This window comes from Opitutus sp. sgz309028, assembly GCF_059821195.1.
On the sequence record NZ_JCAMRR010000003.1, the window covers coordinates 389,363 to 404,597 of the forward strand.

General features: G+C 67.1%; 7 protein-coding genes. 4 read left to right on the forward strand and 3 right to left on the reverse strand.

Translation table 11 applies throughout. The features are described 5' to 3' along the window. Window positions 1–5 precede the first annotated feature (5 nt). Window positions 6–2,849, reverse strand: coding sequence for a DUF8487 domain-containing protein (locus AC6RV7_RS13310; RefSeq protein WP_500094489.1), 2,844 nt, complete (start codon window positions 2,847–2,849; stop codon window positions 6–8). 93 nt (window positions 2,850–2,942) lie between these two features. On the opposite strand from AC6RV7_RS13310, the gene AC6RV7_RS13315 reads away from it, so the two are divergent. The 4 genes from AC6RV7_RS13315 to AC6RV7_RS13330 all read left to right on the forward strand — a co-directional run bounded on the left by AC6RV7_RS13315 (window position 2,943) and on the right by AC6RV7_RS13330 (window position 7,844). Then, entirely contained in the window at window positions 2,943–3,833 is an 891-nt protein-coding gene (locus AC6RV7_RS13315) for a helix-turn-helix domain-containing protein (RefSeq protein WP_500094490.1), read from the forward strand. Between the two features lie 87 nt (window positions 3,834–3,920). Further along, complete coding sequence (locus AC6RV7_RS13320; protein WP_500094492.1) at window positions 3,921–5,039, forward strand: LacI family DNA-binding transcriptional regulator; 1,119 nt, start codon at window positions 3,921–3,923, stop codon at window positions 5,037–5,039. Window positions 5,040–5,112: 73 nt separating this feature from the next. Further along, on the forward strand, window positions 5,113–6,405 hold the full coding sequence (locus AC6RV7_RS13325) for an FG-GAP repeat domain-containing protein (RefSeq protein ID WP_500094493.1): 1,293 nt from the start codon (window positions 5,113–5,115) through the stop codon (window positions 6,403–6,405). Next, on the forward strand, window positions 6,402–7,844 hold the full coding sequence (locus AC6RV7_RS13330; RefSeq protein ID WP_500094494.1) for a tetratricopeptide repeat protein: 1,443 nt from the start codon (window positions 6,402–6,404) through the stop codon (window positions 7,842–7,844). Before AC6RV7_RS13325 ends, AC6RV7_RS13330 begins: the two co-directional genes overlap by 4 nt. On the opposite strand, the gene AC6RV7_RS13335 is transcribed toward AC6RV7_RS13330, so the two are convergent. Both AC6RV7_RS13335 and AC6RV7_RS13340 read right to left on the reverse strand, forming a co-directional pair. Further along, window positions 7,841–11,287 (reverse strand): FG-GAP-like repeat-containing protein, encoded by a 3,447-nt coding sequence (locus AC6RV7_RS13335; RefSeq protein WP_500094495.1) that lies wholly within the window; start codon window positions 11,285–11,287, stop codon window positions 7,841–7,843. The genes AC6RV7_RS13330 and AC6RV7_RS13335 overlap by 4 nt on opposite strands. Before the next feature lie 227 nt (window positions 11,288–11,514). Beyond that, window positions 11,515–15,099, reverse strand: coding sequence for a CRTAC1 family protein (locus AC6RV7_RS13340; protein ID WP_500094496.1), 3,585 nt, complete (start codon window positions 15,097–15,099; stop codon window positions 11,515–11,517). Between the last annotated feature and the right edge of the window lie 136 nt (window positions 15,100–15,235).

The window sequence follows — 15,235 nt, forward strand, 5'->3', positions numbered from 1 at the left end:
GTTCGTCAACGCGCGTCCGTCGATCCGAACAAGGCCGCAATCTGCTCCGGCGCGAGCGACGTTCCCGGTGAGAACGTCGGGCTCGCCGCGTAGCGCAACAGGCTCGCGCGCAGTTGCCGGCGCACCGGGTCGAGGTCCCCGCTGGCGAGATCGATGCTGGTGACGAGGAGTCGTCCGCGACCGACGCGCGCTTCGAACGCCAGCGCGAGTTTTCGATTGGTGAACCAGTCATCGACGACTTGCACGATCGGCCGTAATTCCGCCGGCAGGCCGTCGAGGATCATCGGCGCGGCGTGCTGCAGCGGATACCACCACTGCCAGTTGCTGTGCGCCTCCGTCGGAAAATCCGCGAGCGCCGGCTGGCGCGGATCGCACAGGATGCCCAGGGTGTGGGGCGCCTGGCCGTTGGTCCATGCGGTGTTCCAGAAGATGCTCGAGAAACCGAGCGCGATCCGGCCTTTTTCCGGATCGGGGGCGACTTGCGCCGGCGGAATCATGAGGACGACCGCCTCGCCGGCGTCGAGCCGCTGTAGTGCCTCGGCGCTGAGATCGCGGACGACCGTGACCCCGGCCGGGTCGGCCGGAGTGTCTTTTGTTTCCGGATACACCCAGACGTCCCAGTCGTTTTCGAAATCCGTGTGCTCGACGGCTGCGATCAGGCGATATCGGGCCGGGGCCGGCACGCGCGCGAGCGGCAGGTCGATCCGGCCGATGGCGTTGGCGGCCCCGACGGGAATGTCCTGCGGGGCAAAGCGACCCTCGGCGACCACGTTATGGTCGTCGCCAACGAGGCGCCAGGCGACGACTGCACCCGGCAACGCCTTCGCGCCGAAATGCGCAACCTCGACGCCGGCCGCGAAGGTGTCGGTGGTGGTGAAGACCCGGCGTTCCAGCCGGGCGAGCACGACCGTGCTGGCGCAGAAACGACGGAAGGTGGCGGCATCGATGTAGCCCTTGTCGTCCCAGAACGCGTCGAGCACGCCGACGAGCGCGGTGCCCTGGCCGGGAAAATCGCTGAGCCCGAGCAATTGAAAACCGGCCATCTCCGGAGTCCGGAGGGCGGACTCGATGTCCTCCTTGTAGCAGAGTGCCTGCAGTTTTCCCGAGGCGATGAGGAAGTCGTGGGCCTGGTCGGCGAGGTGGTGCCGGGCGAGACTTTCGCGGAAGATCTCGAAGTTGCGGGGCTTCAGGTAGCCGGTGTATTTCGGCATTTCTCCAAAATTCGGATACGCGCACCACTGGCCGATCTCGTGGCTCACGACCGGCACCGCGCGGCCGCGGATGAAATCGCGGTAGTCGGTTGTCGTTTCCGGGGGGAGGCGATTGATGCGGGAGGCGAGCCCATCGCCCCACTGGTGGATGCGCGGCTCCGAACGAATGTGAAAGTCGTTCTCCGGGACCTCGGGCCAGCCGGCGCCAGCGGTGTAGAGGCGGCGGGAATCTCGCGATTTTTGGCGCGAGACCCAGCCGGAAAGCCAGGCGGCGTGGTGGTCGCCGGACGGCTCGTTGCCGGCGCACAGAAAAAGAAACGACGGGTGGTTGCCGTAGGCCTGGAGAATGCGCTGCGTCTCGGCGTCGATCCACGCGTCGACCGGCTTGCCGTCGCCGAGCGTCGTGCTCCAATTCGGCCACGAGGCGACCTCGATCTGCAGGTAAAGCCCGAGTTCGTCGGCGGCGACGAACGCGGCTTCCGGCGGGCACCAGGAGTGAAACCGGACGTGATTCAGCCCGTAGCTGCGGATGATGCCGAACACGTGTTTCCATTCGGCGAGGTCCATCGGCGGATGGCCGGTGCGCGGATAAGCCGCGCAGTCGAGCGTGCCGCGAAGGAAGAGCTTGCGGCCGTTAAGCGTCAGTTGGCGGCCGTCGTGGCTGATGGTGCGGAAACCGAAGGTCGCGGTGTGCTGTTCGCCGTTCGGCAGGGTGGCAACGACGCGGTGAAGCGCGGGAGTAAACTCGTCCCAAACCGGAGCCCCGGCGGGAAACGCGAGGGTGGCCGAGAACGTGCCATCGGTGGCGACGGCGACCTCCTGCGACGGTTTCGCGGGATCGCCAGCGAGGGCGATTTGCGACGGCAGCTTCGTTCCCGACACGGCGGCGATGCGGCCGCGGACGACGACGGTGCGGTCATCGAGATTTGGATACAGATTGAGCTCGGCGACCCAGGCGGGGGCGGTGGCGACGAGCTCCATCCGGCCGACGATGCCGTTCCAGTTGCCCTGGGTGTGATCGGAGACGCTGTGGGAGTTTTCGCCAATGTCCGGATCGAGGGTGTTGTCGACCTCGATGGTGAGCCGGTGCGGCCCGGGTGCGAGATCGGTGCCGATCTCGAAACGGTGGGCGTTGGAGAGGCTGTCGCCCGTGCCGATCAGGCGATCGTCCCACCAGACGCGGGTTTTCCAATGGGGACGCTCGAGCGTGAGGACGATCCGCCGGCCGGTCCAATCCGCGGGCAGATCGACCGTGCGTTGAAACGTCGCGCGACCGACATAATGCGTCTCCGGCTGCAGCCAGAACGGCACCTTGACGTTGCCCGGTTCGCGATAGGCCGCGTAGGCCGGTGACGTGAAATACGACCGGTCGAAGATGCCGCCAGTCCAGGCCGTGTCGACTGTCACCGGATTTCCAATACGCTGCTGCTCCAGGCTGCCGGGCAGCGGCAGCGTGGCGGTGAACGGTGCGCGACGGGCGTCGTCGGCCGCGCCGGGGCTGGCGGACGAATCGAGGCGGTAGTGCCAGTCACCGGCAAGATCGAGGCGAAGGGAGGATGGCATGGAGGCGGCGGAGGAGAACATCAGCGAAAAAAGACAGAGACCCGGGAGGAGGATGAAGGAACGGAAGAAATTCATGGGGACTGGGGTGTGGCTGACCGGGATGATCCTACGTTGCCAGTCGAGGAGTTCCAATGGACAGAAATCGCATAAACCTGCACGATCTTGCGAATGAAAGAGCGCCGGCGTCCGGACGGCTATCCCGGAGAACATTTTGTCGTGCTACCGGAACCGGAGCGCGTGCGGGCCGGGCGGCACCCGCTTTTGCGCGGGCTGCACGTGACCGATGCGGGCTATTTTCCGCACGCGCAGGGACACTGGGTGGAGCGACCGACGGGCGCATCCACGACGCTGGCGCTGCTTTGTCTGCGCGGCGGCGGCGAGGTGCGGCTGGGCGAGGCGATCCATGCGGTGGGCGCGGGCGATTGGGCGTGGCTGCCGACGCGCGAACCGCATGCCTATGGGACGCGCGGGACGGAGCCGTGGACGATCGCGTGGGCGCATTTTGCGGGAGACGAGGTGCCGGCGTGGCGGGAGCTGCTGATGGGGGCGGGGACCGCGCGCGCGGCGGTGATCTCCCTCGCGAAGGACCGCCTCGAGCAAGTGGCGCTGGACCAGGTGTTCGCGGCCCTGGAGCGCGGCTACGCGTTGCGCGAGCAGGTGGCGGCGGCGACGGCGCTGCGCAACGCCTTCAGCGCCGTGGCGCAGCTCGCCCTGGCATCGACGGCGTTGCGCTCGTCCGAGGAACGGGTGCTGGCGTCGGTCGAGCAACTGCAGCGCGACTGGCAGCGCCCGCACCGGCTCGAGGAGCTCGCGACGGCGGCGGGTGTATCGGTGACACATTATTCCATGCTATTTCGCCGGCACACGGGTTTTGCCCCGATCGATTACCTGATCCGTTTGCGCGTGCGGCATGCGTGTCACCTGCTCGACACGACGCGCCTGGCGGTCGGCGCGATCGCGGAGCGGGTTGGCTATGCGGACGCGTATTATTTTACCCGCTGTTTTCGCCGGGTCATGGGATGCGCGCCGCGGACTTACCGAAACATTCCGAAAGGCTAGATTACGCCCTTGCACGCCGTGCTTGCGGCGCGAGCGGAGGCTGCTTGTCTGAGCCGTGCCGCTTCACCCCACCTTCAACTCGCTTTCATGAGCAGTCGCGTTGTCATGGCCGATGTCGCCAAGCGCGCGGGCGTGCACGTCACGACCGTGTCGCTGGCCTTGCGCAACCATCCTTCGCTGCCCGCGTCGACCCGCGAGCGGATCCAGGCGCTCGCGCGCGAGATGGGTTATCAACCGGATCCGGCCTTGCGGGCCTTGATTCATTATCGCGGCGGCCTGCGCTCGCAGCGCAATATGCCGACGCTCGCGTATGTGACCAACTGGGGCAGCGAGTTCGGGTGGAAAAGCGACCTGCCGCACGAGCATTTCTTTTCCGGCGCGCTGGAGCGCGCGACGCAGCTCGGCTACCGGCTCGAGCATTTCTGGCTTGGGCAGCCGGGACTGACGCATCAGCGGATGAGCGACATTCTTTATAACCGCGGCATCACGGGCGTGATCATCGCCTCGCAGCGGTATGAGAACGAAGTGCCGCTGTCGTTCGACTGGCCGCGTCTGAGCGCGGTCAAAATCGACTTCGTGCCGCACGAGCCTCCGCTGCACACCGTCACCAATGACCAGCGGGCCATCATCCAGCTCGCGATGCGGCGGGTGATCGACGCCGGTTACCGGCGGATCGGTTTCGTGATTCCGGAGACCTGGGATCACGGCGTGGACCTGGCTTGGTCCTCCGGATACCTCGCGCAGCAGCGCAAATTGCCCAAGTCCGACCAACTGCCGATCCTGCTGTTTCCCTACACGCCGCCGAGCGGTCAGGTGGCCGATCGGAACGCGCCGGCGCAACTCGTGCCGCGCAAGGAATTTCAGAACTGGATGCAACGTCACCGGCCGGAGGTGATCATCAGCGCGGCGTCCGTGGTGATGCCGCGGATCGAGGAGCTGGGCCTGTCGGTTCCGGAGGATGTCGCGTTCGTCGACATCCTCCTTGAGAAAACCGACGGTCGCGTCGCGGGCGTGCGGCAGAACTGCGCGCGGGTGGGCGAACTGGCGGTGGAGATTCTCGCGGGCCAGCTGCAGCAGAATACCTATGGCGTGCCGGAATTCCCGACGGTGACGCTGGTGGAGGGCACCTGGTTCGACGGCGCGTCGCTGCCCGTGCGCGAGAACGGCCGTCCGGCGGCGACCCGCTCGCGGGCCGCCGCGAAATGAGCGTCTTTTTTGTGCTGAAAACACGACCGCGAGTTGCGAGGCTGCCGGCATGAGTGCCGTCCGGCTTCGAAACATGGGCGCGATCGCAAGCGGACTCCTGCTGAGTCTGCTCCTGGCCGGCGGCGGAGGCTGTCGCCGGCCCGAACGCACTGCGCGGCCCACCGACCGTCCGGGCGCTCCGGCTCCGGCCGTGTCGGCGCTGGATTATCTCCAGCCGCAGGAACTCGGGCCAATGAGCGCGCGGCCACCATGGATCGCGCATGTGTATCCAGTTGACTTGGACCGCGACGGCCGGCTTGACGTGGTGTTTTGCGAGTCGCAGGAGAACAAGATCGTCTGGCTGCGCCAGACCGCGCCGCGCGTTTTCGAGGAGCGCACGGTGGCGACGGACATGCGCGCGCCGGTGCATGTCGAGGCCGCTGACATGGACGGCGACGGCGATCTCGACCTGCTGGTAGGAAGCATGTCGGTGGTGTTTCCCAACAACGATCGGATCGGCACGGTCTTCGTCCTCGAGAACGATGGCCGGCAGAACTTCACGCCGCATGTCGTGCTGGAAAACACTTCGCGCGTGACGGATGTCCGCGCCGCGGATCTGAACGGCGACGGCCGGCTCGATCTCGTGCTCGCCCAGTTCGGCTACGATCAGGGCGAGGTGAGCTGGTTGGAGCGGACGGGGCCGTGGGAGTTCAAGCGCCATGTCCTGCTCGAGCTCTCCGGCGCGATCAACGCGTGCGTCGCGGATTTCAACGGCGATGGCCGGCCGGACATCGTAGCGCTCATCTCGCAGCAGTGGGAGGAGATCCACTATTTTGAAAACCGGGGCGGCGGTCAGTTCTCCGGCCGGCGGATCTGGGGCTCGACGAACGAGGACTACGGCAGCAGCGGCATCAGCGTCGCCGACCTGAACCGCGATGGCCGGCCGGACATCGTTTACTCCAACGGCGACGGCTTCGGCCCGGCCGCGACGCCCGGTCCGCGTCCGTGGCACGGCTTGCAGTGGCTCGAGAACAAGGGCGATGGCAACTTCCGCTACCACCGCATCGGCACGCTGCCGGGAGCCTACAGCCCGGTCGTGGCCGACCTCGACGGCGACGGCGCGCTCGACGTGATTGCGTCGGCCGCCTACGCCGACTGGAACAATCGCAACCGCAACGTCGTTTCGCTCGTGTGGTTTCGGAACGACGGCCGCATGAATTTCGAACCGCGGATCCTGGCGCGCGCGCCGAAAGACCTGATCACACTCGGAGCCGGCGATTTCGACGGCGACGGCCGGGTGTCGCTCGTCACCGGCGGCTTCTATATCTACCCGCCTTACGATGCGATGGGCCGGGTGACCTTGTGGCGGAGAGCTTCAGCGCAATGAAATCGAAAATCCGGTGGTGGGCAGGTGGCGTGCTGGTCGCCGCGGCGGTCGCGGCAGGCATCTGGTGGTCACAGGCGGGGCTGGCAAGGGACGCGGTTGTTGCGGCACTTCCCGTCCAGCCCGAGATCGAAAGCGATGGGTCGATTCTCGCGGAGCACCTGGCCGAAGCCGACACCGCGGCGCGCTCGCGTTTCGGCGCGGTGGAGGGGCTTGGTCGGTTGGCGCGCTTGTATCACGCCAATGGATATCTCGACCAGGCCATCCAGTGCTATCGCGAGCTGGAGCAGTTGCAGCCCGACGAACCGCGCTGGCCGCACTTGCATGCGACGATCCTGGCCGGCTACGGGGAGATCGAGACCGCGCGCGCGTTGTGGGAGCGCGTGCTCGAGCTGGCACCCGACTACATTCCGGCACGTCTCCGGCTCGGCGACTGCCAGTTGAAGGCGAATCAGTTCGCGGAGGCGGCGCAGACCTACGGCGACGTGCTCAAGCGCGAACCGGGCAACGGCTACGCCGAGCTCGGCCTCGCGCGCATCGATTTCGAGGCCGGCCGCCTCGAGGCGGCACGCGTCCGTTTGGAAAAGATCGTGCGCGAAACGAAGTTTCAGCTCGGCTACGATTTGATCGTCAGCGTCTACGAACGCACCGGTGAGACGGAGCGCGCCACCGCCATCCGCAGCGCGCAGAAGGCCTTCGGCTCGTATCGCGATCCGGCGGATCCGTGGGTGGACGAGTTGATCGACGAGTGTTTCGACTCGTATCGCTTGTCGCTGACCGCGGGCGTGCTGGCGGGAACCGGACAGGCGCCGCGCGCCGTGGAACTGCTCCAGCGCGCCGTCGCGTATGCGCCCAGTGACGTTTCCGCGCAGTTTCAACTGGGTGTCGTGCTCGCCGAAACGGGAAGCGTAGCCGGCGCGAAACAGCAGTTCGAACGCTGCACCACGCTCGCGCCGGAGTTTGCCGACGGCTGGGCGCGACTCAGCGATTTGCTGCGCCGGCAGGGCAACGGCGCGGAGGCGGAGCGCGTCCTGATGCGCGGGCTGTCCCATTGTCCGGAATCGCCGGGGCTTCATCTGATGCACGCGAGGAATCTTCAAGGCGCCGGACGCATCGAGGATGCCATGGTGGCGTATCAAACCTCGATTTACTACCGGCCAAACGAACCGGATGCCTATCTCGAGCTGGGAAAGATGCTGATCGCCGCCGATCGCACCGAAGAAGGCATGGCGCAGGTGCGCGCCGCGCTGACTGCCGAGCCGGGTAATCCGATGGCGCTCGGCATTCTGGCTTACCACGCGATCGTCACGGGCGACCGGGCGGCGGCCGACGCATGGCTCACCCAGATTGGTTTCCAGCCGCGTGTCCTGCCGGATCAACTACAACGGCTCGCCTCGGCGTATGCACAGCAGTTCGGCGCCGCCTGGAAACCGGCGCGTTAGCGGGGTGCATCGATCACGAGTTCAGCCCCGTCGGCAAACGGATGCGTGCTGGTGTGTCCATCCGGCCACCGCACGCGAAGTTCGGCGGGCCGGGCCGATCCGATGTATCCAATAAAGCACGTCGCGTCCGACTGGCTGCCATAGCCACCGCCGGCGCCGATCTCGGCCGTGCGTTGGCGACCATCGGAACCGACCGTCGTGATCTGCGCGCCGATCGCGTGCGGATTGCCGGCCGGGCCGCGGAGCCGTAACGAGACGCAACGGCCGTCGGCGCCGCGGTGATGGCGCAGGACGAGCGGCGCGTCGCCGTTGCGGGTTGCGACGAAATCGGGACGTCCGTCACGGCCGAGATCGAGCACGACGAGCGCCTTCGCGTCGCCGGTCACGACCAGGCCGCTTTCGACCAGCGGGACGGGCTGAAAATTTCCAGAACCGTCCCCTCGCAGAAACTGGCTCAGTCCCCCGTCGGCGCGACCGACGGAGGGAGCGAAGGAAAAGTCATTCTGCAGGAGATAAATGTCGGCATGGCCGTCGCCATCGAAATCTCCCGCGACGATCCCCTGGGCGGGCGCGATCTGGACGAGGCGCGGCAGAGGCGCGAAACGGAAACGGCCGTCCGCATCGCTGAGAAAGACGCCGCTCCGCAGCTCCGAAATCGGGTAGGAGCGGGCGGTCGCGACGCGCTCCTCGCCGACGATCTGTGGCAGCGTCGCGCGGGCGTAGGCGTCGTTGCGTGGAAACGCGCGGGCGACGGCGGGGAGTTTGCTCGCGAGTTCGTTGCGGGTGAGCCACGGCAGCACGCGTTCGCGGTCGTGCCAGGCTTCGAGCAGCAGCGGGCTAGTCCCGCCGAAGTCGCCGCGCAGGATCAGCGCGGGCTCCGCGGGGCTGGCGCGGTAGCGGGTGTTGAGCCCGAGATTGCCGACGACGTAGTCGGGGCGGCCGTCCTCGTTGAAGTCCGCCGTCGCGAGCGAGGTCCACCAGCCGCTGCCCGCGCTGGCGAATCCCGTCGCTTCGGTCGCGTCGGTGAACTGCGCGCCGTTTTCGTTCCGCCACAAGCGAACGCCGCCCCATTCGAGGGCGACGAGCAAATCGATCCAGCCGTCGCCGTCGACATCGCTCCAGAGCGCCGATGCGACCACTCCGCACTCGCGCAGCCCGGGCGCGAGCGCATCGGTGACGTCGACGAACTGGTCTCCCCGCCGGGTCCAGAGCGCGCTGCGCCCCGGGGCGGGGTAGGTGTCGTTGGCGGGGCGCCCGCCCAGGAAAATATCCAGGCGCCCGTCGCGGTCGAAATCCGCGGCGGTGAGAGCACTCACGTTGAGCGGCAGATCGGGCAGAGTGCCGGCCGGCGCGGCGCGCCAGCCGTCGTTTTCGCGAAGCCAGAGCTCGGGTATAAGCGCGGATCCGGCCGCTTCACCGGGGAGCGCGCGAGCGATGAGCAGGTCGTCCCGGGCATCGTCGTTGGTTTCGACAAACAGCAGTGCGCTCACCGGCGCGGCGCTGGAGGAACGTGGTGCCGACAGTTCAGCGGGGCGAAGCGCTCCATCTGCCGCGATTTGGAAAACTCGAACCTGAGCGCCATCGGCGAGGCCGAGCAAACCGTCGCTGACGGCGGCCGCCGCGCCCGCGCGGTAAGGATCGAACCCGAGCAGCGGCGGCGGCGTTGAGGCCACGCGACTCCCGGCGTGTGGGAGGGAGGATTGTTCGACGGCAACGAAAGACGGCGGCGGAAGCGCTTCCTCCGCGGGAGCAGTTGCCGGCGAGGAGGGCTCGGTGAACGTCAGGTGCCGATTCGCCGGGAGTTCGTTCGCGATCTGGATGGCGCCGCTGGGCCATTCGATCGTGATGCGCCGGATGCGATCGCTCTCGCCGAGCCCGAAATGGGCGACCGGTTCGCTGCTGGAGCAGTATCCACGTGAGACGGACAACTGCCGCACCTGAAGTCCGGCGTCCGTTTCGAGGCGGATCGTCGCGCCAATGCCAAAGCGGTTGGAGCGTGTGCCGCGCAACGCGATCACCACGCGATTGCCGTGATCGCTGTCATTGCGCAGCAGGGTGGCCCCGCGCTGGTAGTTGCCAAAAACAAGATCGAGGTCGCCGTCGCCGTCGAAGTCGGCAAACGCCGAGCCGAAACTGACGCCGCGCTGCGCGAGCCCCCAGGCGGCGCTGACGTCCTCAAAGGCGAGATCGCCGAGATTGCGGAAGGCGAAATTGGTTTCGTTGAGCAAGGGACTCGTGCGCACGACGCGACGCGATTCGAGCGGATTCTCGACCGCCATCAGCCGCTGGAGCAGGTCGGCATTGTGATACTCGCGGGTCATGCCGTTCGTGACGTGCAGGTCCACGCGGCCGTCGTTGTCCAAGTCCTCGAATCGTGGCGACCAGGTCCAGTCGGTGGCGGCGACCCCGGCCAGAAAGGCCGCTTCGCGGAAATGCCCGGTGCCGGTATTAAGATAAAGGGCGTTGCGCATGTATTGCGCCGCCGCCGGTCCCGCCGGCTCGAGCTGCGCGCGCGCGCGGGAACCGGCCATGCCGCGCTGATCCTTCTCGTGATTCGAGGCGGCCATATCGGCGGCGAGGAAGTCGAGTCGGCCGTCGTTGTCGATGTCGCCGAAATCCGCGCCCATCGAATAGTAGGGCGAGTGCGGCACGGCGCGGTCGAGGACGTCCACAAAGGTGCCGTCACGATTATTTCGATACAGACGATCGGGTGCGGCGTAGTCGTTGGCCACGTAGAGATCGGGCCAGCCATCCGCATCGAAATCCCACCAGGTGGCCGAGTGGCCCGCCGCATCTTCCCGGGAAATGCCCGCCTGAGCGGTGACGTCGGTGAAGGTGCCGTCACCGTTGTTGCGCAGCAGGCGGTCGGGTTGTCCCTTCGGTCCCTTGGTGGCGTCGAGCATGCTCGTGAGCAGGTAAACATCCAGCCAGCCGTCCCGGTCGTAATCGCAGAATGCGCCGACCACGGAGGCGTCGACGATCGCGAGGCCGCGGGCGGCGGCCTCTTCCTTGAACGTGCCATCCCCCTGGTTGACATAGAGGAGGTTGGGCGCCCCGAAGCGGCAGACGTAAAGATCGAGCCGACCGTCGTTGTTGATGTCGGCGAAGGTCGCGCCCTGCCGCCAATGTTCGGCGTCGACGGTCGCGGCTTCGCTGCCGGTTCTATCCTTGAGCCAGGAGAGCACCTTCGCGGTGGCGTCGATAGTGGCGATACCGGAACGCTCGGTGACGTCCTCGAACTTCCAGTCGCCGAGATTGCGGAAGAGGCGGCTCTGTTCGGTCTTGCTGACGACGAAAAGGTCCGGCCGTCCGTCGCCGTCGTAATCCCCGACCGCCACGCCCGTGCCGATCGCGCCGTAGGCAAGTTCCTGATACCGGTCGGTCCACATCCGCGGATCGGCGTAGTTGTTCTGGGTCACCACGCCGGTGCGGGCCGCAGGCATCTCGGCGAAGAGGGTGGCTCCGCGCGGGCCTGAACGAGGAGCGAACGGTCGTGTTGCCACGCCGTCGCCGCCGTCGGCGGCGACGACCGGTCTCATGCTTACGGCAAGGAGGGCTAGCGACAGGAGACGGCGGGCGGGGCGGGGGAAAAAAAACATGGCGACGGGCAAGCGTCCCGCAGGGTCGAAGGTCGAGTCAAGGTCGCCGGCTAGAGGCGCGGGGCGTGCGCTCAGGGCGTGGTCGGAAGCGCGATTTCGAATCGGGCGACGCCGGCGGGAACGTCCGCGGTTGTTTCATGACCGTGCGGCCAGCGCACATGGACACGCCGCGGCGCGGCGTCGTCGGTCCAGCCGAAGAAGCAGGTGGCGCTGGACTGGGAAAAATAGCCGCTGCCGGCAAAAACCTCGGCGGATTGCCGGCGGCCGTCCGTGGTTTCGAGCTCCACTCGCGCGCCGATTGCGGCAGCGTTTCCGGGCGCGCCGCGCAGGCGGACCGCGAGAGGATGGCGAGCGGGGCGGCCGCGATTCTCCATGGCCAGCGACGGGAGGCGGTTGCGAGTGATAAAGAAGTCGGGCCAGCCATCTTGGTTCCAGTCCAGCACCGCCAGGGCCTTGGCGTCGCCGGGCACCACCAGACCACTTTCGCTCGCGGGCGCCGGGGTGAAATGGCCGCGACCGTCGCCGCGCAGGAGCACACTCAATCCGCCATCGAAACGACCCATGGAGGGCACCGGCGAATACGAGTTGTGCAAAGCGTAGATGTCCGCGAACCCGTCGCCGTCGAAATCGGCCGCCGCGAGGCCCTGGATGGGCGCAACCTGCGCGACGTTCGGCAGGGGAGCGAAACGATAGGTGCCGTCGGGCTGACTGAGGAAAACGCCGCTGCGGAGCTCGGTGGCGGAGAAACGCCGGGCCTGCGCGAGCGGCCCGTCGCCCAGGATGTCGTTGAGTGACGCGGAGGCGTAGGCGTCGTTGCGCGGAAAACGTTTCGTCACGGCGGGCAACGCCGCGCCCAGTTCGGAACGCGTGCGGCGCGGCCGCAGGCGCTCTCCGTCGAAGAGCGCCTCGATCGCAATCGGAGTGCCGTTGCCGCGGAAATCGCCGTGAAGCAGCAGGGCGGGATGCGCGGGGTCTGCGCGATAAGGCGTATTCAGACCGACATTACCGACGACGAAGTCGGGCCGCCCGTCGGCGTTGAAATCGGCGCTGGCGAGCGACGTCCACCAACCGGAGCCCGCCGAGGCAAACCCGGCGGTATCGCTCATCTCGACGAGCCGCCGGCCTCGATCGTTGCGCCAGCAGCGCACGAGGCCCCATTCGAAGGCGAGGACCAGGTCGGGCCAGCCATCGCCGTCGATGTCCGACCAGATCGCGGAGGTGACCAGGCCCGGCTGGAGCAAGTCCGACGCGAGCGTGGCCGTGACATCCTCGAAACGGCCTCCGCGATTGAGGAGCAGGGCCGAGCGGGCCGGGAGCGGATACTCGCGGGGGACGACGCGTCCACCGAGAAAGAGATCGAGAAGGCCGTCGCGGTCGAAATCGACGGCGGCCGCCGCACCGACACTGAGGGGCAGGGCAGGCAGCGTGTCGGGCGGCGCGGCGCTCAACGTGCCATCCGGCGAGAGCAGGAGCAGACGCGGTTGATATCCCGGTGCGTGGGCGGGTAGCGCCGAACCGGAACGGGTGACGAGCACGCCGACCGTGCCGTGAGAATCCCAGTCAAACACCAGAGCCGGCCCGTCGTTGGCGGCGGACGCGGCCGTCAGCGCGGCGGCGTCGATCGCCGTGAAGGTGCCGCCATCCACTGCCAAGAGCAGTCGGGCCGGGCTCGCCGGGGTGCCGCCGAAGACGATGTCGTCGCGCCCATCACGGTTGAGGTCACCGACCGCGGCAGCGGGACCGCGCCGATTCTGTCGAAACGGCAGCAGCGGTTGTTGCGCCGTTTCGTTGAGCGTGCGCTCGCGTGCATCGAGTCCGAGCTGCGTCGTGCGGGTGACGTCGGTGAATTGCGGCGGGGCAATTTCGGCGCTGGTGGCAGGCGGCGTGGGTGTCGCGGGCTCGGTGACGAGCAGGCGCTGATCGGCGGCGATATTCTCGAAGGTTTGCACGCTGCCGCTGGGCCAGAAAACGGTGAGGCGGCGCACGCTTGCCTCCTCGCCGAGTCCGAAATGCAGGACGGGTTCGCTGCTGGACAGATAACCGCGCGCGAGCACGAGGGTGCGGGTCTGGATGCCGGAGGAGGTTTCGATTTCCACGCGGGCGCCGATGCCGAAGCGATTGGAGCGAACGCCGCGGAGCGCGACGACCAGGCGGTGCCCGGAATCGGAGTCGTTACGCAGGACCGTCACGCCCGATTCGTAGTTCGCCTGAACCAGATCCAGATCGCCGTCGCCGTCGAAGTCGGCGAGCGCCGCCCCGAAGCTGACGCCGTCCTGATCGAGACCCCACTCGCGGCCCACCTCGGCGAACTGCATGTCGCCAAGATTCCGATACGCGAGATTCCGCTCGCGCAGCACCGGACTGCGTTGCATGACGCGAATGCGCTCGTCGGAACTCTCCGCTCGCATGACACGGGCCATGAGGTCGAGGTTGTGCAGCTCACGCACCATCCCGTTGCAGAAATGGAGGTCGACGCGTCCGTCGTTGTCGAGGTCCTCGAAACGGACCGACCAGGTCCAGTCCGAAGCCGCGACGCCGGCGAGCGCCGCGATTTCGAGGCAGCGGCCGGTGCCGGTGTTGAGGTAGAGGGCGTTGCGCATGTATTGCGCGGTCGGCGTGGTGTCCTCGGCGGTTTCCTTGTTGAGCAGACGCGACTCGGCCATGCCGCGCTGGTCCTTCACGGGAGTGGTGGCGGCCATATCCGCCACCAGCAGATCCTCCCAGCCGTCGTTATCAATGTCGCCGAGATCCGCCCCCATGGAGGAGTGCGGCGTGTGGGGCACGACCTCACCGAGGACATTGGTGAACGTGCCGTCACGATTATTCCGATACAAGCTGTCGGGCCGCGAGAAGTCGTTTGCCACATAGAGGTCGGGCCAGCCGTCCCGGTCATAATCCCACCAGGTGGCCGAATGGCCGAGGGTTTCGCCAGCGATGCCGGCACGGTCGGTGACGTTGGCGAAGGAGCCGTCGCCGCGATTGCGAAAAAGGTAGTCGCGCTGTCCGGCGGGGTGCTGGCTGGAATCGAGGACATTGGTTTGCACGTAGACGTCGAGCCACCCGTCGCGGTCGAAGTCGCAGAACGCAGCCATCGCGGACGCGTCGGTGACGGCCAGCCCGCGCACGGCGGCTTCCTCCGAGAAGGTGCCGTCGCCGCGGTTAACGTAGAGCAGATTAGGCGCGCCGAAACGGCAGAGGTAGAGATCGAGCAATCCGTCGTTGTTGATGTCGGCAAACGTCGCCCCCTGTTTCCACACGGCGGCGCTTTCCGGATCGACGGGAAGGCCGGCGCGTTCGGTGGTGTCTTCGAATTTCCAGTTCCCGAGATTGCGGAAGAGTCGTCCGTTTTCGGTCTTGGCGACGACGAAGAGGTCGGGCCGGCCGTCGTTGTCGTAGTCGCCGATGGCGACGCCCGTGCCGATCGAGCCCAGTGTGAATTCCGGGAAGAGGTCGCCCCACATGCGCGAATCGGCGTAGCGATTTTCGGTGACGATTCCGATGTGGGCGGGAGGAAGAACGGTGAACAGCGTCGCCCCGCGGGGGCCGGAATGCGCCGCGAATGGCGTCGCGGAGATCGCGCTGGCCGCCAGGCGCGGCGATCCGGAAGCGAGGAGGAGAACGAGCAGCGTGCGACGAAGGGAAGCGAAGCGGGGCATGGACGTCCGGCGATTGGAACGGGAAACCGCGTCGACGGGGAACGCGCGGTGGGGTGAAACCGGAGCGCGGACGAGAATCGGGGTGCGCCTGCGGCAGTCAAGCGCGCGCCGGACCGCGCTTGCCAGCATGGCGCGC

Excerpts from the sequence above, each read along its gene's own strand:
- AC6RV7_RS13320 (WP_500094492.1), top strand. The coding sequence starts at position 3,921 with ATGAGCAGTCGCGTTGTCATGGCCGATGTCGCCAAGCGCGCGGGCGTG.
- AC6RV7_RS13330 (WP_500094494.1), top strand. The coding sequence starts at position 6,402 with ATGAAATCGAAAATCCGGTGGTGGGCAGGTGGCGTGCTGGTCGCCGCG.
- AC6RV7_RS13325 (WP_500094493.1), top strand. The coding sequence starts at position 5,113 with ATGGGCGCGATCGCAAGCGGACTCCTGCTGAGTCTGCTCCTGGCCGGC.
- AC6RV7_RS13335 (WP_500094495.1), bottom strand. The coding sequence starts at position 11,287 with ATGCCTGCGGCCCGCACCGGCGTGGTGACCCAGAACAACTACGCCGAT.
- AC6RV7_RS13340 (WP_500094496.1), bottom strand. The coding sequence starts at position 15,099 with ATGCCCCGCTTCGCTTCCCTTCGTCGCACGCTGCTCGTTCTCCTCCTC.
- AC6RV7_RS13310 (WP_500094489.1), bottom strand. The coding sequence starts at position 2,849 with ATGAATTTCTTCCGTTCCTTCATCCTCCTCCCGGGTCTCTGTCTTTTT.
- AC6RV7_RS13315 (WP_500094490.1), top strand. The coding sequence starts at position 2,943 with ATGAAAGAGCGCCGGCGTCCGGACGGCTATCCCGGAGAACATTTTGTC.